Below are 19,237 nucleotides of genomic sequence, written 5' to 3' on the forward strand. Positions count from 1 at the left end.
GATTGGCACGTCAGAATTGCCGCCATGCAGCAGATTGCTACCGGCTGGTTTGATGACCCCGAAACCGTCGCCTGGTTACGCGATCGCATCGTTTCCGATGACACCTGGCAGGTCCGCGTCGCCGCCCTCCAACTGGCTGCAGCTTGGTTTGAAGACCCGAAAACCTTACCGATTCTGAAAAATATCGCCTCCTCTGACCGCGATCGCCGAGTCCGGGAAGCAGCAGTGTACGAGTTTACTCGCACCTGGAAGGATGACCCGGAACTGTTACCGATTCTCAAATCCCGGGCGACTCAAGACGAACATTGGCAGGTGCGGGTCGCTGCCTTACAGCAACTGGCGACGGGATGGTATGACGACCCGGAAACGTTGCCCATTCTCAAGGTTCAGGCGATCAATGATGCGTCCTCTGATGTGAGAATGACCACCTTGCGGGAACTGGCTTCTGGTTGGTTTGATGACCCAGAAACTTTGCCCATTTTGAAAAGTCGGGCTACATCGGATCAAGGCTGGGATGTGAGAATTGTCGCCATGCGAGAATTGGCAACGGGTTGGAAGGAACATTCGGAAACCTGGGCCCTTGTCAAAAGCCGCGCTCAATCTGATGACAATTGGGCTGTGCGTCTTGCCGGGGCGATCGAGTTGGTGACCCATTGGCCCGAAAACCCGGAAACGTTGGAGATTGTCAAAAACCGGGCTTGTACCGATGAGGATTCGTTTGTGAGACTCTCGGCCCTGCAACAAATGGTCAAGGGGGGATGGGATGACTCCTCTGTATTTGCCTTTTTGTGCGATCGCGCTGTCAATGATCCGTTTGTGCCGTTACAAGATGGTGCACTCAATCCTCGACTCACCGCCCTCGAAGCCATCGTCCAGTATTATGGGGATTATCCAGAAACCCTCCCCTTACTCCGCGATCGCGCCCAATCCGACCCCGATGAAAAAGTGCGGGCCTTTGCTCAATCCGTCTTAGCCACTCCCGGCAAAAACTCGAAATAGTATTTCCGGCTTACCCCTTGACAAAAATCCTATTTTACCCATTAGGCTAACCCTAATCGGTCCCAAGCTCGTCAGGGGTGACCGGCCAGACTGCTGCGTCCCCAACCTAGAAACCCGTTTTAAAACAGAAGTTCTGAGCATCATCTGTCACGACACCGAGAACATAAAAACCGTCAGCAGGCCGGAGTTGCCCCTGGGCGATGGGACCGATGGGAGGAACCTGGAAACTCCATTTCATCCTCCTTACAGGTTTCCCCCCAGACTTAGCCTAATTCGTTGAATAGAAATTATGGAATTATTAACCCTGGTTTTAACAGGAATTCTCACCTTAGTATCCCCCGTTGGGGTGACATTCGATAATATCGCTGAGGGAGATATTCGCGAGGCCCTCCATGATGCCGAACAGTTGGAAGTCCGACTGGATAATGCCCCAAACTACTCTCTACTTAGGGGGAATATCCAACGGTTACGCTTTGCGGGGCGGGGATTGTACGTCACGCCGGAACTTCGCATCGATACGGTTGAAATCGAAAGCGACCCGATCGCCGTAGATATTAACCGTCTCAACCAAGAAAACGCCACCTCGATTCCGCGCTTTCTCCGGGAACCCTTACAGGGGGCGATGCGCGTGGTGATTACCGAGGCCGACCTCAACCGCGCCTTGCGATCGCAGGCAGCCGCTGAGCCCTTACGAGAACTCGGCATCGGGATCACCCGCACCAATGACCCCGAGGCCCAAACCGACCCCCAACGCTTTCAAATTGTCAACCCCGAGGTAGAATTTTTAGCCAATAATCGAGTGCGCTTCCAGTTAGAAATTGAGGATCGCCGAGATAATGAATCCGTGCAAATCGTTTTAGAAACCGGATTAGCCTCCATGAGTGGCGCAAGAATCCAAGCCGTCAACCCGACAATCCTAATTAATAATGAAGAGGCCCCCACTCAATTGATCACGATTTTCTCCCGAATCCTCGATCGCGCCCTAGACCTCAGAAAATATGAAGACCGGGGATTACTTGCCCGGGTTTTAAAATTTGAGCTGGATGCCGATCGCCTAGAAGTTGCCGCCTTTATTCGCATCGATCAGCCCGATGCGTTCTCAGTCGGGACTCCGGAGTAAGTTTTCTGGAACTTTAGCCGATTCCCTTGTAGTTTCTTGCCAAGGACTACCGACATCTTTAATAAAGATGGAGCTATTTGTTTTTCAGGCATTGGCGATCGCCAATTAACCCGATGAGTGGATCAGCGTGGGGAAGAATTCAGGGATTACAACAGATCCCCCGTACTGGATACGAAGGGAACCCTCAGAGGACTGAAACAACTCCTCAGTTCAAAACCACAAAATCCGCATTTCTTATTAGTGAATATTGTTTAACCGTTGAGGAGAACTTTTGATATGCAAAATGGACAAGCTCGTCGCATTCCCCTGGGTGTCATTGCTACCCTCTCCGCTGTTATGGTCGCCGCAGGAGGTGGAACCGCTTGGTGGGCGGTGAATTCTCAAAAGGACGTCACCCTCAATGGCATGAATCCAGTTCCGGTTCAACCCAGGGACCCTGGGGTAAACATCTCGCTCACCCAGGACCCGAGTTTAACTCCTCCCACGGCGCTCAATCCCATCGAGCAATCGGTGCAAATTTATTTGGTTCAAGATACCGGGACCCAATTTGAATTGGCCTCTGTCCCCGTGTCTGTGCAGGCGACGGAACAACCCGATGCCGTGTTAAAAGCCGCCTTTGATCGCTTAGTCACCCAACCGCCCAATGGCGCTGGCTTTAGCTCCATTCCCACTGGCACCCAAGTGCTGAATGTCGAGGTCAAGGAGAATGGTATTTATGTCAACCTCTCCCCTGAGTTTACCTCCGGGGGTGGCAGTAGCTCGATGACCGCTAGATTAGGGCAGGTGGTTTATACCGCGACCACTTTGGATCCGAATGCCTCCGTCTGGATTTCCGTAGGCGGTGAACCGTTGGAAGTATTGGGGGGTGAAGGGTTAGAGATTCCTCTACCGATTACCCGCACTATTTTTGAGTCCGAGTTTCCGCTGTAATTTATTGGCTTGTTGAAAAGCATTGACCCCCCAAGTCTCCCCGATTCACAGGGACTTGGGGGGTCAATCTGTATTTGATAAAAGGGACAAGAAAGCCGGTTTCATCGCCCTTTCTTGGGTGCAAAGACAGCCAAAATTTTTTGAAAAAATCCGGTTTGTCTGACCGTAAGAGTACCCCCTGACTCCCTCACCGTTTTCCATGCAAGCTCAAAGAGCGGAATTGACGAGCTTGTTCTTCAATCCGTTGGGCAAGGCGATCGCACACGAGGTTACATAGCTCAAAAATCAGCGGATCTGCGACGCGATAATAAGCCGAAGTCCCTTCCGTGCGACGACTGAGGATTCCCGCTTGCAGCATGACTTTCAGATGTTTAGAAACATTGGCCTGACTCGTTGTAGTGGCATCCACTAACTCTTGCACGCATTTTTCGCCATCTCTGAGTAAGTTTAAGAGCTTCAAGCGCATGGGCTCACTCAAAATACTGAAATATTCCGCCACTTGTTGCAATACCTCTGGGGGTAAGGGTTGCGCTCGGTTCATGGCTAATAGTCCTAAAGAATTACCCATTTTTCTATTTTCCCATTGTAACATTAAACAGATTTATGACAATTAAGTAATTAAATGGGTCTGACTGTTGTGCCGATTGCCTTGCGCTCAAGACAATCGACTCACCCCAACCGACCAACAACATTACTCGGGGCTAATCCGCATTAAAGGCTGACCGTATTCCACGGGAGTGCCATTTTCGACCAAAATTTCCACCACTTGTCCGGAAACCTCCGCCTCAATTTCATTCATCAACTTCATCGCCTCAATGATGCAGACGGTTTGGCCGAGTTTGATGCGATCGCCGATCGCCACAAAGGACGGTTCATCAGGAGATGGAGAGCGATAGAACGTCCCCACCATTGGGGAAATGACCTCCAAAAACTTGCGATCGTTCGTTCCCGGAGGCGAAGCACTTAACCCCGTTCCTCCCGGTGAATGAACCCCCGTCGCCCCCGAGGGACTCGATGTTGGCGGTGCAGGAATGGTGGGTTCAACAGGAGGACCCGAAGGCGCGATCGCCCCAGTTCCCTCCGCCACCGGAGTCAAACCCGGAGCAACCGGGATCCCCGCCCCCTCGGCAATCATCCTGTCCTTGCGTAGGGTCAGCTCAAAATCGCCACTTTTTAAAATCAGCTCAGAAATATCCGTTCCATTGAAAACCCCAAGCAGCTCACTCAGTTGGCTTAAATCCAGTTGCACAGTTTCTTTGACCCCGTAAAATCAACGTTATTCTTCTCTAGTTTTTCCCCATCCAGCCGAACGGTGGGCGATCGCCTCAAATCCCCGGGATAGACCCACTGCGATCGCCCTCCAAGGCGGCCCAGGAGAGCGAATCAACACCACTCTCCCGAGTGCAAAGACGCACGAGGACTTGACCAGGCGGTGCAGCGAAACTCTATGATTCTCGGCCCAGATAGGAATCGTTACGGGTATCGATTTTAATCCGTTCACCGATCGTAATGAACAACGGAACCATCACCTCAGCCCCAGTTTCCACCGTCGCGGGTTTAGTTCCACCCGTTGCAGTATCCCCTTTGATACCCGGATCGGTTTGCGTCACTTCCAAAACGACCGAGTTGGGCAGTTCGACTTCCAGCACTTGTTCGCCCCAATGGACGACATTTACTTCCATCCCTTCCTTAAGGTACTTGACGCGATCGCCAATTTGCTGTTCACTCAAACGGCTCTCTTCATAGGTTCCCATATCCATAAACACTAACTGTTCACCTTCTCTATAGGTGTACTGCATCGTGTTTTTTTCTAACGTCGCTTGTGGCAAGCTCTCTGCCGCACGAAACGTGCGCTCAATCACGCTGCCATTCTGCACATTCTTTAATTTCGTCCGAACAAAGGCCGAGCCTTTACCGGGTTTGACATGGAGGAATTCAATCACCCGCCACACAACCCCATCTAATTCAATTGTGACGCCGGTGCGAAAGTCGTTACTGGAGATCATGAATCTTTATTCGTGGAGAATAATCGGGATTTTATTTTACCGCGAATTCTCCCCTTGAATGGGATTGGATCAAATTGTCACTTTCCGATCCCCTCCCATCCTTGGTAAGAATTCCCTAGGGATGCCCCCGTGCAACTTCCCTCGGTATGGGAAGATTGATCCATGCCGATTAAAAAGGATTCAGAGAGATATTGATGCTGGCTTCAACTAAAAAAATTACAAATTTATGGCAACGCGGCCTCAAAGCCGCTTTATTGGTCGTACTGATGACCAGTCTCTCCCTGGGACTGAGCTCCGCTTGGTGGGATGGCAGCAACAGTTCCACAACGAATCGCACCAGTGTCCTCCCCCAAGGCAATGCCATCACCGATGGGAAAGCCCTGTTGCGATACGCCTTACCCATTGAAAATCAAGCCATCCGCGAGGCCCAAAGCAGTTTAGAAGATATTTCCCAGCAACTGCGCGGGAAACGCTGGAGTCCGATCACCAGTGATATCACCAAAACTGCCGGGATTTTTACCAATCTCCAGGGGGATATCTTGGAGGATATTCCCGAATCGCAACAAGCGAATGCCAGTGCTATCCTCGCCCAAATTCAAGAGGAAATTGGCATTTTGCGATCAACAGTCGAGATTCAGGATAAACCCGCCACTCAGGAGGGACGCGATCGCCTCCTGGGTTTAGTCGGCCAACTCGAAGAAATGATGGTTGGTGAATTCCCTTATCAAGTCCCCGCAGAATATAGCCATCTGCCTCAACTCCTGGGTCGCGCCACCATAGCAGTGGAAACCAACCAAGGCAATCTTACTGTAGTCCTAGACGGATATAGCGCCCCGGTGACTTCCGGCAACTTTGTGGACCTCGTTGAGCGCGGATTTTATGATGGCTTAGAATTTATTCGCTCAGAAGATTTCTATGTCCTCCAAACTGGGGATCCCGTAGGACCAGACCAAGGATTTATCGACCCGGATACCGGAGAATATCGCAATATTCCCCTAGAAGTCCTCGTCCGAGGAGATATTCAACCCACTTATGGGATTACCTTGGAAGAGGCCGGACGATTTCGAGAACAGCCGGTACTCCCTTTCTCAGCGTTTGGGACTGTCGCAATGGCCCGCCCAGAAGATAACCCCGATGGTGCTTCTTCGCAGTTTTTCTTCTTCCTGTTTGAACCGGAGTTAACTCCTGCCGGGCTCAATTTGCTCGATGGTCGGTACTCGGTGTTTGGCTATGTGGTCGAAGGGAAGGAGATTTTAGAAAAGCTCAAACAGGGAGATCAGATTCTCTCGATGAAAGTGGTTCAAGGGATCGAAAATTTCGTTCCCGCCCAAACTAGCTAAGGGTTGAGGATTCACCGAAACTGCTGATTAGCAGCAGTTTCAAAGCAGAAGTCTAGTGGGTGTTTCCACTAGACTTTACTCTTTTTGGGGGTTAGGTCTGCTAAACCCGCACCCGTCAACGGTGGGGCTATACTAACAAAGCCCGTACTTCGACCCTTCGACCCTTCGACTGGCTCAGGGCTCAGGGCAGGCGTTGCTCAGTAGACCCCTGCGCGGGCTAATAGAGGATACAGACTTGAGACAACCGGATTTGGTATGAAGAAGGCTCCAGAAAATTCCCCTTCGGTTCGAGAGTTGGGGGAACAGGGACTGTTAAAACGATTGCAGCGATTTTGTCCACCGGAGTGGGTGGGGGATGATGCAGCGGCGATCGCCATGACACCGTCAGCGAATCGATCGCTGGTGGTGACGACGGATATGTTGGTGGATGGGGTGCATTTTAGCGATCGCACCACTTCGGCTGAAGATGTGGGGTGGCGGGCGGCAGCGGCGAATTTATCGGATTTAGCGGCAATGGGTGCTACTCCGTTAGCAATCACTGTCAGTTTAGGATTGCCAGGGGATACGCTAGTGTCTTGGGTGGAGGGCGTTTATACCGGGATGGTGAGTTGTCTGGACCGTTATCAGACGGCGATCGCCGGTGGGGATGTTTGTAAATCCCCGGTGAATGTCATTTCGATTACGGCGTTTGGTTGGGTGCCCACAAACCGGACAATTCGACGGCAGAATGGGAAACCGGGGGATGCGATCGTGGTAACTGGAGTGCATGGAGCCGGACGAGCCGGATTAGAGTTGTTGCTGCATCCGGAAACGGGAAATGATTGGTCAGAAGCGGAGACTCGGGAATTAATTAGCGCTCATCAGCGTCCGAACCCGCGACTGGATGTGTTACCGATGCTGTGGGAGGTGATGGGGGAGGGGGGAGAAATTGCTGGAATGGATAGTTCTGATGGGTTAGCCGATGCGATCGTGCAAATTGCCCGAGAAAGTGGGGTTGGGGCGATCGTAGACCGTGCTGTGATTCCTCTGCCACCGAGTTTGAGCCAAAGAGTCGGGGAAGAACGGGCCATCGAGTGGGCCTTGTACGGCGGAGAAGATTTTGAACTCGTGCTCGGCTTACCTTGGACGGTAGCGCGTGAGTTCGTCAAACGACTGGGAAACGGAGCGGCGATTGTTGGGACCTTAACAAAAAGCACCAGAGTGTGTCTAACTGACTCCACTGGTGCTTATGCTGACGAAGTGATCACCCAAAGTTTGGGTTTTCAGCATTTTTAAGCTGAAGGTGATGAGTTTTGAAAAGTGAACGAATCAGTCCGAAATAAAAACTCATTGCCCGCTTACTTTTATGCTTGCCATTTTTGAGCGACGAGTTCGGCTAAGTCAACTACACGCTGACTGTAACCCCACTCATTGTCGTACCAGCCGATGACTTTTACCATGTCTCCATCCATGACCATCGTCAAGCTCGCATCGACAATAGACGATGCATCATGACCTTTATAGTCAGAGGAAACTAAAGGTTCATCACTGTATTCCAAAATGCCTTTCATTGAACCTTGAGCGGCTGCTTCTAAGACTTCATTGACTTGTTCGGCAAAGGTGTTTTTCTGAACTTGAGCCACAAAATCTACGACCGAAACGTTCGGTGTTGGCACACGCATCGCGATCCCATTCAACTTACCGGCCATCTCTGGAATGACTAAAGCCACGGCTTTAGCTGCACCCGTGGAAGTCGGGACGATATTCAATGCAGCAGCACGAGCACGACGCACATCCCGGTGACTGGAATCAAGCAACCGTTGGTCGCCGGTGTAGCTGTGGGTTGTGGTCATCATGCCTTTGATGATGCCAAAGTTGTCGTTGATGACTTTAACGATCGGTGCTAAACAGTTGGTCGTACAGCTGGCATTACTGATGATGTCGTACTCGTTGGGGTCGTACTGTTCATGGTTAACTCCCATGACAAAAGTGCCAACTTTGCTGCCTTTTCCAGGAGCAGTAATCAACACCTTTTTTGCACCTGCTTGAATATGCTTTGAGGCACCTTCTTCGGTTACGAAGACCCCGGTGGATTCAATAACCAAATCAACTCCCCAAGCAGCCCAGGGCAAGTTTAAGGGATTGCGATCGGAGACACATTTAATGGTCTTGCCGTTGACGGTAATGGAGTTTTCATCGGCACTAATGTCAGCATTCAACGTTCCCAACATGGAATCATATTTGAGTAGATGGGCGTTGGTGCTTGGGTCGGAGGTATCGTTCACACCGACCAGTTCGAGTTGGCTGTTGGATCTGGTTAACCAGCAGCGCAGGAAGTTGCGTCCGATACGTCCAAAACCGTTAATCGCTACTCTAATCACTGCGTCTTGCCCCTTTCTTTAATCTAAAACTGCCTAACGTAATGAACCCAATCATATCGCAACAGGTGTAAATTTCGATCAGATTTTTTAAAGTCTGGGGAGCGAGGTAGAGTGCGGTGGGAGCGGGTACTGTGGGTTTTGATAAAGGTGGTGAGTTTGGATATAAATTTGGACGGGTTTGGGAACCCAGGTGCGGATTTTGGGCCAGTCGCACCAATGACGACGCAGTAAGGTTGAAGCTATTGGCAGGGTTTGGGATTGTAAAATTTGCCAGCGTAGGTGAATCTGTCTAGTCTTGAAGGCGATCGCGACTTGTTGGCAAATCTCCTCAGTTTTGATCAGTGCTGTGTTGTCCAGATGGGTCGAGGGATTTGTACCTACAGTAGAGTTTAATTGAGGTGGTTCTTGCTGAAGGTTTAGGGGGGAGATTTCCCTGAATAAGGGAGTTTCTTCGGGGTAATTTAAGCCGGGATCGGATGCCGATCGCGGTGCAACTAACCATTCACAAGCCTCAACCAGTTCAGCAGCGCGATCCCATTTCGGCAGGGTAGCAAAGGCGTCGGCCCCGATAATCCAATACCACTGGCTATCAGGGTAGCGTTGTTGGAGGGTTTGCCAGGTGACGATCGCATACCCGGCTTTGGGGTCTTCTGAGGGGGGTGGACCGAGGTCAAAGGCTTTTTCTGGGGCGATCGCCAACCGTACCATTTCCTGGCGATGCTCAAACTCTACCTGGGATTGCTGATGGGGATCACGCTTGTGGCGATCGCTGACCCAGATAATCTGGTTTAATCCCACCTGTTCTAAGGCCGCATAAGCGATTCCCAAATGCCCCCAATGAATCGGGTCAAAGGTTCCGCCTAAAATCGCTCTTTTTTTGATCGGCGATTGCTGCATTCTTTCCCGTAAACTTTGTTGGACATGGCTGTTACTTCACCTCGGTCATTTTCGGTTGGATTGGCCAGTGCGAAGGTCACCAATGATGGCAATAATAACCCGATCTGATTTCCTATCCCGGCTTTTTAGGGGGATTTTTTCCGGAAATACCCGAGCAACCGATGGAGGCACTTGTGCGATCGCCAGAGTGCTTTCCCCTTTGTTCTGCTACGTTTCAGCAGCGTACTCTGGCCTAACTTAAGTGAGATTTTTAGCCCACTTGTTTCGGTTACGAGCTATTTTCCGTTTTTCTTAACCATCGGTTATGGTAAACACACCAAAAACCTTTGACCCTAGAAAAATCTCGGGAAAAAAGACCGGATGGGGTGTATTCGACAATAGAATCGAAAAATGCTTCTTCAGGGAGAGCGCTCAATTTCTGTTATGACTGTATCGTACAAAAACAATTCTTGATATGATATCGCGTGTTATTGGCGTGGTGTGGTGTGTAAGGAGCTTACAATGCACAATTCTATCGATCTAAGTGGCAAACCCTTTCATTTCATCGGAATCGGTGGAATCGGAATGTCAGCGCTTGCCTACATTTTAGCGAAACGGCAGGTCCCGGTATTTGGATCCGATATCCGATCAAGCCATATCACTCAACGCTTACAAGAAAATGGAGCGCAAATTTTTTGGCGTCAAGATGCCAGCAACCTGGATTTTTACCGACAAAAGAGCGCCTCAACCGATGAAGCGGAAGTTTTGATCTCAGCAAACGGGGAGGGGTCTGGCGGTTTCGCGGCGATCGCACCGAAACCGGGAAGATTAGCCGCCAACGAAATCCCCTCCCCAGTTAATTTGCCCCAAGTAATTTGCTCAACGGCGATCGATGGAGCCAATAGCGAATATCAAGCCGCCTTAGACCTCGGCTGTCCCATCTTTCACCGATCCGACTTACTCGCTGCTTTAATTTCCGAATATCAAAGCATTGCCGTCGCCGGAACTCACGGAAAGACCACAACAAGCTCAATGCTGGCTTATGTCCTGTTAAAGGCCGGTTTAGACCCCACAATTGTGGTAGGGGGAGAAGTCAAAGCCTGGGACGGCAACGCTCGTCTGGGAGAAGGACCCTATCTAGTCGCCGAAGCTGACGAATCCGATGGGTCCCTCGCCAAACTCTCAGCCAAAATTGGCGTCGTGACCAACATCGAACTGGACCATCCGGACCACTACCAGAGCTTGGATCAAGTCATCGAGATTTTTGAAACCTTTAAAGAGCGCTGCACCAATTTAGTCGGATGCATTGATTGCCAAACCGTGCGCGATCGCATTCAACCGAGTATCTCCTACAGCCTCAACCTCGACTCCGGTGCCGACTACACCGTAGACTGCATCGCCTATAGAGCCGACGGCACCACAGCCCGGGTTTGGGAGCGAGGTCAAATTCTCGGTCAACTGTCCATTTCCCTACTCGGTGCACATAACCTGAGCAACGCTCTAGCCGTCGTTGCCGTCGGACGCTTGGTCGGTTTAGACTTCGCGACCATTGCCCGGGAAATTGCCACATTTGACGGTGCAGCCCGCCGGTTTGAGACCCGAGGCAAATACAATGACATCCAATTTGTAGATGACTACGCCCATCACCCGAGTGAAATTCGGGCCACCCTCCATGCTGCCAGTCTGCAAACCAAAGGATTGCGTTCTCGTTCAAATCGCGTTGTCGCCGTATTTCAACCCCATCGGTACAGCCGAACTCGGGTCTTTTTAGCCGAGTTTGCTGAATCATTTAGCGATGCTGATTTAGTTGTGGTGACCGACATTTACAGTGCCGGGGAAAGTAATGAATTTCAACTGAGCGGACAACAAGTCGCCGATGCGATCGCCGCTCATCATCCTCGGGTGCATTACAGTCCTTCTATGTCTGAAGTGAGTGAGTTTCTCAGCGAAGCCTTACTCCCTGGAGACCTCGCCTTATTTCTGGGGGCTGGTAATTTGAATCAGATCATTCCGGAAGTCATGGCATTTCATCAACAGGTCGAGCAAACGGCTCTGGCAGAAGCACGCCATCGAGCCTGAGCGCCAGTAAGTTTCTAGGGAACCTCGGGCGATCGCTCCTCGAAATACCCTGGATGATTTACTTTCACAAACATTGGTCTATAGGGATTTAAGCACCTGGATTATCATGACTCTTTCCTCCGATACTGTAAGCATCCTCAGCCCTTCCGTGGTTAAGCAACCGGCCAAGAATCCACATCTGACTCCCGTCAACGGGGATCGAGATCGCTCCGAGTCTATTTATTTAGCTGGAACCGCTTGTCAGATTAAGTCCAATGTTTCCTTATCAACATTTACCTCATTTCGAGTTGGGGGTCCTGCTGAATGGTACGTTGCACCGAAACAGATAGAAGAGGTCCAAGCCTGTTTAGAATGGGCCAGGGCTGAAGGATTACCCGTCACCTTCTTGGGTGCGGGTTCTAATCTCTTAGTTAGCGATCGCGGCATTCCCGGTTTGGCGATTTCTACACGCCATCTGCGCTATAGCCGCTTTAATCCCGAAACAGGTCAAGTCACCGTTGCAGCAGGTCAGTCCCTGCCTCGTCTAGCTTGGCAAGCTGCTCAATTGGGATGGGAAGGACTAGAGTGGGCCGTAGGAATTCCCGGCACCCTCGGGGGAGCTGTCGTGATGAATGCCGGTGCTCACGGGAGTTGTGCCTCTGAGATTTTAGTGAATACTCAGGTGGTGTCCCGTCAGGGAAACATCTCCATCCTGACCCCGGAAGCGTTGGGGTATAGCTATCGCACCTCGATCCTCCAAAGGGGCGATCGCCTAGTCACAGAGGCCACCTTTCAACTCCAACCCGGCGCAGACCCCGCTCGGGTCCAATCTACCACCTCCGAACAACTCGAACATCGCAAATCCACCCAACCCTATCACCTGCCCAGTTGTGGCAGTGTCTTCCGCAATCCTGACGGCTCCCCAGGGGCGGGATGGTTAATTGAGCAAGCCGGACTTAAAGGATATCAAATTGGCAGTGCTCAGGTGGCCGAACGTCATGCCAACTTTATTGTGAATCGTGGCGGCGCAAAAGCCAGCGATATTTTCCAGTTGATTCGCTATGTTCAATCCCGAGTCGAGGAACATTGGGCTGTACTTTTAGAACCAGAAGTTCGCACGATTGGCGAGTTTCAAGCCCTGTAACCTCACGGACTGAAAGGCGATCGCGCCCCATTGTTCCCCGTCCAACCCGGTGATCCCCCTGGCTGGGTCAATGGCATACTGCAATTATCGCGTGGTAGTATTGCTAAGGGTAATGCCCACAAGGGTCTGATTCTGAGCGCGACCAACCCCAGACGTTCAGTCTGATCCGGTCAAGCGGTAGGAGACAACCGTTAACTCGATTGACTGCTAAACTCTCTGTTTAAGATTCAAGCAGAGAACATCCGTTAAAACGCCAGAGCTTCAGCACTCAACAGTACGGTGAGGCACACCGGAACTGGCTCTTACATCGAGGGCAAAACGCTTGGAGAAGGCGGCACTTGTCTCCTAAAAGTTTCCTAAAATAGGAGACTATTTTAGGGTCAGTCCCCTTGAGGAACCAAGAATCCACAGCAGCGATCGCGCCGCTCAATCATGCCAACATCGATTTGAACCCATACAGAGTTAACCCGTTATGGCAGGAAAAGGACAGGGAGGATTTGGTTTCGGTCTCGGCAAAATGAAAGAGCTGACTGAAGCCTTTAAAAAAGCTCAACAAGTACAAGAAGGTGCTAAAAAGCTTCAAGAAGAATTAGATGAACTCGAAGTCATCGGAGAAGCCGGTGGTGGTTTGGTTAAAGTGATTTTAAGCGGCAACCAAGAACCCCGTCGGGTCGAAATTTCCCCCGATGCTCTCGGTGAAGGCGCCGAAGTGGTTTCTGAACTGGTGATCGTTGCGATGACAGATGCATATAATAAATCCACCGCAACTATGCGCGAACGGATGGAAGAATTAACAGGTGGGCTAAATCTGCCCGGTCTGTAACTGCTATAGCTCAGGCAGTCGTCTTGGTATCGAGTCTAATCCATATCAACTACTTTTCAACAAGATCTAGCTGGCTTTCTGCTGTGTCAAGTAAGCCAGCTAATTTTATTAAGGGCTTTAATTCCGGTGTGAATTGGAGTGATCCCGTTTAAAATCTCGGTAAGGGTATTCCAAAAAATAAATCATTCCTATTCAGTTTTTAAAGAAGTAGGGTGGGCATTGCCCACCTTCTGTTCGGTGGCTTCACCACCCTACAATTGCTATTTTATTTTTTGGAGTTCCCTAATATAGAAGGCGATCGCCTGTTCCATCTATTATCCTTAGTCTCTAACTGCGAATAACTCACCCATGCCCTATAAACTCTTATTTGTCTGTCTTGGAAATATCTGCCGTTCACCCGCAGCGGAAAATATTATGAACCACCAAATCGCAGACAGAAATCTCCAGGATCAGATTATCTGTGACTCTGCCGGGACTTCGGCTTATCATGTGGGGAGTCCGCCCGATCGCCGCATGGTTGCCGCAGCAAAACAACAGGGACTCTCCTTTATTGGCGAAGCGCGACGCTTTCACCCCGCAGACTTTCAAAAATTCGACCTGATTTTAGCGATGGATCGGGAAAACTACGCCGATATCATCTCCCTTGACCCCAAGGGTCAGTATCGCCAAAAAGTCCGCATGATGTGCGATTTCTGTCGCGATCGGCCTGAAAAAGAAGTCCCCGACCCCTATTATGGCGGTCCCGATGGCTTTAACAATGTCATCGATCTGCTCACCGATGCCTGTGAAGGGCTTCTGGATTATGTCATTGAGCAGCAAAATGTTAAGGTGAGTCCTTAACCCATAAAAGGCGTTGGTTGGGACAGCCAATTATCAACCGGAAACCGAGTTGGGTTGCCCGGTTTTTTTGTAAAGAGGCTGATTCAATCGGATTAGGGCGACGGTGCATCGGGTTTCATTGCGTTTCCTGAGCATTTTCCAACAGTCTGACCCCCCACAACAAGGTAAAGGCAATGACAGTCATCATCAGCACCATTTGATTAGCTCGTTGATAATCCTGCATTTGTACTGCATCATAAATCGCTAGGGGTAAAGTTTGGGTCCGTCCGGGAATACTGCCAGCAACCATCAAAGTCGCCCCGAATTCTCCTAACCCTCGGGCCACACTTAACCCAAACCCGGCCAATACTCCACGATAGGCTAAGGGTAAACTAATCAGCCATAAAACTTCGAGTTCCGATGCGCCTAAAGTGCGGGCGGCAGCTTCGAGTTCAGGGTTGACACTGGCGATCGCCACCCTTGTGGATTCCACCATTAACGGCAGTGCTACCACCGTCGAGGCGATCGCTGCTGCTTGCCAAGTAAATAATAACTGAATTCCCAAGACTTCCTGAATCGGACTGCCTCGTCCTAATGCCAGCAATAGCCCATAACCCACCACACTCGGAGGCAGTACCAGGGGTAAATTTAACACCGTCGAAACCAGCAGTTGTCCCGGGAAACGGGTTCTTGCCAAGAAAATGCCTAGCCCTAACCCTAAAGCTAAAATTGCTACGCTGGCAAATCCTATAACTTGTAATGATAAAAATAACGGTTGCCAAATCATTTTATAGGTTCCTCTCCCGGCAAAACAAACCCATGTTTTTGCATTAAATTTCTACCTTTATTGCTATTAATAAACCCAGCAAACTGCTTGGCACTCTCCGGATGAAGGGCAGTCTTGGGGACAACTAACATCTGCTCAATCGGCTGATGTAAATCCTCGGAAATTAAGATCCATTGACCCGGATAATTCAGACTGTTCGACAACGCCACTATCGCCACATCAACATTGCCGGATTCTGCATATTGCTGAGTTTGTCTGATGTTTTCCCCTAATACCAACTTGGGCTGAAGTTCATCCCAAATTCCTATAGATTCCAATGCCTGTTTAGCCGCAATTCCGTAGGGGGCATGGTCTGGATTTGCGATCGCCACTCGTTCAATTTCTGAGCTTGTTAAATCCTGAAGTTCTTTTATATTAAGGGAGCTATCTTCCCGATGCCACAGAGTAATTCGTCCCACCCCATACAATGCTTTTGTCTCCGAGAAAACCAGCTCTTTTTTATCTAAATCTTCAATAGATTTTTTATCGGCTGCCACAAATAAATCAACAGGTGCACCTCGCTCAATTTGCTGTGCAAGTTGCCCTGTAGAACCCAAGTTAATCATCACCTTATTCCCCGTTTCCTGTTCCCAGAGCTTGGCGATCGGGGGTAAGACTTGATTCAAACTTGCCGCTGCGGAAACCGTTAGAGTCACAGTTGCAGAGGATGAGTTAGGCGAATGGGTCCCAGGAGATGTCCCACAAGCTACCAGCAGCGCTATCAGGGCATAAACCATATACCTCAGAGGTTTTGGCCGAGGGGTGTCCATAGTTGGGGCGTTTGAACTGAGTCGGAATCCTGCTATTATACTGGCATTCTGCTAAAATACTTGCACAATCAGGGGTCTGGTTTGGGGGTGTCTGCAAAAACCCACACCCTTAAAAGTCTGGATCCACAGACTCAGCCCGCCTGCGCGCCCTACTCTATAAAAACGACTTTTCATAACCGGATTGGGTATCAGATGAGGTATGAGGTAGCCCGGGCTTTTTGGGTTATAGCGGGTTTTGCCGGAATTATGCAGCGCGAGTGGCGGTGGATTCAGCCGGTGTTGGTGAATGGGTGAGTCGGTTCACCGAAGCGATCGCTACCCAATCCCACCCTAAACATAATCATGCTAAATGCTATGTCCCCCTATAGAGTAAATTCTCCGCTACAATCAACGGGACTGCTTCTTCTCACAAAAAAATCAAAACCGCGATAATTATGGACATACAAGCCGCCGTTGCTTGGCAAGCCGGAGCACCTTTAAGTTTAGAAACTGTACAACTTGAAGGTCCCCAAGCCGGAGAAGTTATGGTGGAAATCAAAGCTACCGGAGTTTGTCATACCGATGCCTATACTCTATCTGGAGCAGACCCGGAGGGACTGTTTCCGGCTATTTTGGGCCATGAAGGGGCTGGAGTTGTGGTGGAAGTCGGCGATGAAGTCAAAACTCTTAAAGTGGGCGATCGCGTCATTCCCCTCTATACCCCTGAATGTCGTCAATGCAAATACTGTCTCAGCAACAAAACCAACCTCTGTCAAGCAATCAGAACCACCCAAGGCAAAGGAGTCATGCCTGATGGCACCAGTCGCTTCTCCCTCAACGGTGAAAAAATCCATCACTACATGGGAACCTCCACCTTTGCCAACTTCACCGTTCTTCCAGAAATCGCCGTCGCCAAAATCCGGGACGACGCCCCCTTAGATAAAGTCTGTCTGATTGGTTGTGGAGTCACAACCGGCATCGGCGCAGTCATCAACACCGCCAAAGTCGAACCAGGCTCAAACGTCGTCGTCTTTGGATTAGGGGGAATTGGACTCAACGTCATCCAAGGAGCGCGTTTAGTGGGAGCCAACCAAATTATTGGCATTGACCTCAATCCCGCCAAACGGGACCTCGCTGAAAAATTTGGCATGACTCATTTCATCAACCCCAACGATGTAGAAGATGTTGTTGCAGCCATCATCGACCTCACCGATGGCGGTGCCGACTACAGCTTTGAATGTATCGGCAACGTTAACGTCATGCGTCAGGCCCTCGAATGTTGTCATAAAGGCTGGGGCGAATCTGTAATCATTGGCGTCGCGGGGGCGGGCCAAGAAATTAGTACCCGCCCCTTCCAACTCGTCACCGGGCGGGTTTGGCGAGGAAGCGCTTTTGGTGGAGCCAGAGGTCGCCGGGATGTGCCTAAAATCGTCGATTGGTACATGGATGGTAAAATCGACATCGATAGTCTGGTCTCCCATATCATCCCCGTCAATCGTATCAACGAGGCTTTTGACCTGATGCACGCCGGGGAAGGCATTCGCACCGTTGTCACATTCCCCGAATCATGACCCTTACCCTAACTCAGCAAAATCGTTCCTTTGGTGGAACCACCCAGTTTTATCAGCATTCCTCCCAATGCTGCAACGCTCCGATGCGGTTCTCAGTGTATATTCCTTCCCAAGCGTCCCAGCAGCCGGTTCCCATTCTGTATTGGCTATCGGGGCTAACTTGTACTGAAGAGAACTTTATGACTAAAGCTGGGGCACAACGTCTGGCAGCCCAATATGGCTTGCTGTTGGTCGCCCCAGACACCAGTCCCCGCAATCTGGGACTGCCAGGAGAAGATGACCGCTGGGATTTCGGGAGTGGAGCCAGCTTTTATGTAGATGCGACGGAATTGCCCTGGGCTAAACATTATCAGATGTACCGCTATGTCACCGAGGAACTTCCCGCCCTGATTGAGGAGAATTTCCCAGTGGATCCGACCCGTCAGAGTATTTTCGGTCATTCGATGGGGGGACATGGAGCGCTCATTTGTGCCTTACGCCATCCCTCCCGTTATCAGTCAGTCTCCGCCTTCGCCCCCATTACAGCCCCCATGTCTTGTCCTTGGGGGGAAACGGCATTTCGCGGCTATTTGGGAGAGAATCGTCAAAGTTGGGCTGCCTATGATGCGAGTGAGTTAGTGAAGACTTCAACTTGGCAGGGTCCGATTTTGATTGACCAAGGGGACGCGGATTCGTTTTTGGACCAGGGTCAGTTATTACCGGAACGGTTTGAGACAGCTTGTCAGCAGGCGGGGATTGACCTGCGGTTACGGATGCGATCGGGGTACGATCATAGTTATTACTTTATTGCCAGTTTCATCGATGACCATCTCCGCCATCATGCGGAGGCGTTAGGTTGTGTTTAGGATTTTTGGGGGCGAAGGGATACCACTCTCGCCACCAACACCGCCCGAACCACAAAAGTCAAGGCAGCGAATCTCAACCTTGATAGGAAGCCGTTTCGGAATTTCGTAGGGGTCAGCGAATAGGTGGAGATTGACACTGCGATTGTGCAATGTTAAGCTATTATTATCTGCTCGATAAAGTTAGCAAATTTATTTGCTAACCACTGTCTAATTAATAGTAGGTTGTCTTGAAAGTTTTTCTTGTTAGTAGGAATTCTTTTTCTTGGACATAGTTATGCCGCAGATAGAAATATGCCTTTTTGTAGTAATCAAATTAAATAAAATTTATGGCAATAGACTTTGGCAGTATCAAAACCTACAATCCTGATAGAGGATTTGGATTTGTCGGTGGCACTTTTGCAAATTCATATAGACAAGTGTTTTTTCATATTAAAACCATTAAGAGACAATGTTCTGAATTAGCCGAAAAATTAGAGAGTGGCGAAAACTTTAGAGAAGTTAATTTATGGTATCAAACTGAAACCACAGAAAAAGGAGAACAAGTTAGTCTTGTTTGGCTAAATGTAGACGATATTCCTCAAGTTTTGAAACAAGAATTATCTGATTTGATTGAAAAATTAGAGAATATCTGGAAAGATTTAAGCTCTCCAAAACCTATTTGGCTGGACCTTGTAACGATAGAGTTGATTGGAGCTAATCGTAGAAATGAATTAAGTATTGCGCGAGATAACTTACAGAGCCAACGCAGACAAGCACAAGAGGAGCAACGCA

General features: G+C 49.9%; 20 protein-coding genes. 13 read left to right on the forward strand and 7 right to left on the reverse strand.

The annotated features are described in order from the left end of the window. The 3 genes from J0895_RS12050 to J0895_RS12060 form a co-directional block, all read left to right on the forward strand. Nucleotides 1-999: HEAT repeat domain-containing protein (locus J0895_RS12050; protein ID WP_207088335.1), on the forward strand; the 999-nt coding region annotated here is incomplete at its 5' end. 289 nt (nt 1,000-1,288) lie between these two features. Then, a complete protein-coding gene (locus J0895_RS12055) occupies nt 1,289-2,119 on the forward strand; it encodes an LmeA family phospholipid-binding protein (protein ID WP_207088336.1) in 831 nt (276 codons plus the stop codon). A gap of 276 nt (nt 2,120-2,395) precedes the next feature. Next, on the forward strand, nt 2,396-3,049 hold the full coding sequence (locus J0895_RS12060; RefSeq protein WP_207088337.1) for a GerMN domain-containing protein: 654 nt from the start codon (nt 2,396-2,398) through the stop codon (nt 3,047-3,049). A 187-nt stretch (nt 3,050-3,236) separates the two neighbouring features. On the opposite strand, the gene J0895_RS12065 is transcribed toward J0895_RS12060, so the two are convergent. From J0895_RS12065 to efp, 3 genes are all read right to left on the reverse strand, one after another. Continuing rightward, nucleotides 3,237-3,590, reverse strand: a complete 354-nt coding sequence (locus J0895_RS12065; protein ID WP_207088353.1) for an ArsR/SmtB family transcription factor — start codon at nt 3,588-3,590, stop codon at nt 3,237-3,239. Nucleotides 3,591-3,740: 150 nt separating this feature from the next. Continuing rightward, the gene (gene accB / locus J0895_RS12070) at nt 3,741-4,298 is read right to left on the reverse strand and encodes an acetyl-CoA carboxylase biotin carboxyl carrier protein (RefSeq protein ID WP_207088338.1); all 558 of its coding nucleotides are present in this window, start codon (nt 4,296-4,298) and stop codon (nt 3,741-3,743) included. 196 nt (nt 4,299-4,494) lie between these two features. Continuing rightward, a complete protein-coding gene (efp, locus tag J0895_RS12075; protein ID WP_207088339.1) occupies nt 4,495-5,055 on the reverse strand; it encodes an elongation factor P in 561 nt (186 codons plus the stop codon). Nucleotides 5,056-5,249: 194 nt separating this feature from the next. Between efp and J0895_RS12080 the strand changes: the two genes are divergently transcribed. Further along, the gene (locus tag J0895_RS12080) at nt 5,250-6,395 is read left to right on the forward strand and encodes a peptidylprolyl isomerase (protein WP_207088340.1); all 1,146 of its coding nucleotides are present in this window, start codon (nt 5,250-5,252) and stop codon (nt 6,393-6,395) included. Nucleotides 6,396-6,650: 255 nt separating this feature from the next. Beyond that, on the forward strand, nt 6,651-7,670 hold the full coding sequence (gene thiL, locus J0895_RS12085; protein WP_207088341.1) for a thiamine-phosphate kinase: 1,020 nt from the start codon (nt 6,651-6,653) through the stop codon (nt 7,668-7,670). A gap of 68 nt (nt 7,671-7,738) precedes the next feature. On the opposite strand, the gene J0895_RS12090 is transcribed toward thiL, so the two are convergent. Together J0895_RS12090 and nadD are read right to left on the reverse strand one after the other, a co-directional pair. Beyond that, a complete protein-coding gene (locus J0895_RS12090; protein ID WP_207088342.1) occupies nt 7,739-8,755 on the reverse strand; it encodes a type I glyceraldehyde-3-phosphate dehydrogenase in 1,017 nt (338 codons plus the stop codon). Between the two features lie 87 nt (nt 8,756-8,842). Further along, nucleotides 8,843-9,652 (reverse strand): nicotinate (nicotinamide) nucleotide adenylyltransferase, encoded by an 810-nt coding sequence (gene nadD / locus J0895_RS12095; RefSeq protein WP_207088343.1) that lies wholly within the window; start codon nt 9,650-9,652, stop codon nt 8,843-8,845. 501 nt (nt 9,653-10,153) lie between these two features. Here nadD and murC point away from each other — a divergent pair. The 4 genes from murC (at nt 10,154) to J0895_RS12115 (ending at nt 14,496) form a co-directional block, all read left to right on the forward strand. Continuing rightward, the gene (murC, locus tag J0895_RS12100) at nt 10,154-11,710 is read left to right on the forward strand and encodes a UDP-N-acetylmuramate--L-alanine ligase (protein WP_207088344.1); all 1,557 of its coding nucleotides are present in this window, start codon (nt 10,154-10,156) and stop codon (nt 11,708-11,710) included. 106 nt (nt 11,711-11,816) lie between these two features. Further along, entirely contained in the window at nt 11,817-12,833 is a 1,017-nt protein-coding gene (gene murB, locus J0895_RS12105) for a UDP-N-acetylmuramate dehydrogenase (RefSeq protein WP_242541237.1), read from the forward strand. A gap of 472 nt (nt 12,834-13,305) precedes the next feature. Beyond that, a complete protein-coding gene (locus tag J0895_RS12110) occupies nt 13,306-13,656 on the forward strand; it encodes a YbaB/EbfC family nucleoid-associated protein (RefSeq protein WP_207088345.1) in 351 nt (116 codons plus the stop codon). A 348-nt stretch (nt 13,657-14,004) separates the two neighbouring features. Then, nucleotides 14,005-14,496 (forward strand): low molecular weight protein-tyrosine-phosphatase, encoded by a 492-nt coding sequence (locus J0895_RS12115; RefSeq protein ID WP_207088346.1) that lies wholly within the window; start codon nt 14,005-14,007, stop codon nt 14,494-14,496. Nucleotides 14,497-14,611: 115 nt separating this feature from the next. Here J0895_RS12115 and modB read toward each other — a convergent pair whose 3' ends face one another. Together modB and modA are read right to left on the reverse strand one after the other, a co-directional pair. After that, complete coding sequence (modB, locus tag J0895_RS12120; protein WP_207088347.1) at nt 14,612-15,262, reverse strand: molybdate ABC transporter permease subunit; 651 nt, start codon at nt 15,260-15,262, stop codon at nt 14,612-14,614. Then, nucleotides 15,259-16,038 carry a molybdate ABC transporter substrate-binding protein gene (modA, locus tag J0895_RS12125; RefSeq protein ID WP_242541238.1) on the reverse strand — a complete coding sequence of 260 codons (780 nt, stop codon included), beginning with the start codon at nt 16,036-16,038 and terminating at the stop codon, nt 15,259-15,261. The genes modB and modA overlap by 4 nt, the downstream gene beginning before the upstream one ends. 251 nt (nt 16,039-16,289) lie before the next feature. Here modA and J0895_RS12130 point away from each other — a divergent pair, with 251 nt between their 5' ends. The 4 genes from J0895_RS12130 to J0895_RS12145 form a co-directional block, all read left to right on the forward strand. Then, nucleotides 16,290-16,439, forward strand: coding sequence for a hypothetical protein (locus J0895_RS12130; RefSeq protein ID WP_207088349.1), 150 nt, complete (start codon nt 16,290-16,292; stop codon nt 16,437-16,439). Between the two features lie 66 nt (nt 16,440-16,505). Further along, complete coding sequence (locus J0895_RS12135; protein WP_207088350.1) at nt 16,506-17,621, forward strand: S-(hydroxymethyl)glutathione dehydrogenase/class III alcohol dehydrogenase; 1,116 nt, start codon at nt 16,506-16,508, stop codon at nt 17,619-17,621. Next, complete coding sequence (gene fghA / locus J0895_RS12140; RefSeq protein ID WP_207088351.1) at nt 17,618-18,466, forward strand: S-formylglutathione hydrolase; 849 nt, start codon at nt 17,618-17,620, stop codon at nt 18,464-18,466. The genes J0895_RS12135 and fghA overlap by 4 nt, the downstream gene beginning before the upstream one ends. Before the next feature lie 326 nt (nt 18,467-18,792). Beyond that, nucleotides 18,793-19,237: cold-shock protein (locus tag J0895_RS12145; RefSeq protein WP_207088352.1), on the forward strand; the 445-nt coding region annotated here is incomplete at its 3' end.

Origin of the sequence: Phormidium pseudopriestleyi FRX01 (genome assembly GCF_017313335.1) — a bacterium.
In the GTDB taxonomy this organism is placed as follows: Bacteria; Cyanobacteriota; Cyanobacteriia; order Cyanobacteriales; family Laspinemataceae; genus Laspinema; species Laspinema pseudopriestleyi.

Excerpts from the sequence above, each read along its gene's own strand:
- nadD (WP_207088343.1), bottom strand. The coding sequence starts at position 9,652 with ATGCAGCAATCGCCGATCAAAAAAAGAGCGATTTTAGGCGGAACCTTT.
- murC (WP_207088344.1), top strand. The coding sequence starts at position 10,154 with ATGCACAATTCTATCGATCTAAGTGGCAAACCCTTTCATTTCATCGGA.
- J0895_RS12110 (WP_207088345.1), top strand. The coding sequence starts at position 13,306 with ATGGCAGGAAAAGGACAGGGAGGATTTGGTTTCGGTCTCGGCAAAATG.
- modA (WP_242541238.1), bottom strand. The coding sequence starts at position 16,038 with ATGGTTTATGCCCTGATAGCGCTGCTGGTAGCTTGTGGGACATCTCCT.
- J0895_RS12060 (WP_207088337.1), top strand. The coding sequence starts at position 2,396 with ATGCAAAATGGACAAGCTCGTCGCATTCCCCTGGGTGTCATTGCTACC.
- J0895_RS12080 (WP_207088340.1), top strand. The coding sequence starts at position 5,250 with ATGCTGGCTTCAACTAAAAAAATTACAAATTTATGGCAACGCGGCCTC.
- murB (WP_242541237.1), top strand. The coding sequence starts at position 11,817 with ATGACTCTTTCCTCCGATACTGTAAGCATCCTCAGCCCTTCCGTGGTT.
- J0895_RS12065 (WP_207088353.1), bottom strand. The coding sequence starts at position 3,590 with ATGAACCGAGCGCAACCCTTACCCCCAGAGGTATTGCAACAAGTGGCG.
- fghA (WP_207088351.1), top strand. The coding sequence starts at position 17,618 with ATGACCCTTACCCTAACTCAGCAAAATCGTTCCTTTGGTGGAACCACC.
- J0895_RS12055 (WP_207088336.1), top strand. The coding sequence starts at position 1,289 with ATGGAATTATTAACCCTGGTTTTAACAGGAATTCTCACCTTAGTATCC.
- modB (WP_207088347.1), bottom strand. The coding sequence starts at position 15,262 with ATGATTTGGCAACCGTTATTTTTATCATTACAAGTTATAGGATTTGCC.
- thiL (WP_207088341.1), top strand. The coding sequence starts at position 6,651 with ATGAAGAAGGCTCCAGAAAATTCCCCTTCGGTTCGAGAGTTGGGGGAA.
- J0895_RS12135 (WP_207088350.1), top strand. The coding sequence starts at position 16,506 with ATGGACATACAAGCCGCCGTTGCTTGGCAAGCCGGAGCACCTTTAAGT.
- efp (WP_207088339.1), bottom strand. The coding sequence starts at position 5,055 with ATGATCTCCAGTAACGACTTTCGCACCGGCGTCACAATTGAATTAGAT.
- J0895_RS12115 (WP_207088346.1), top strand. The coding sequence starts at position 14,005 with ATGCCCTATAAACTCTTATTTGTCTGTCTTGGAAATATCTGCCGTTCA.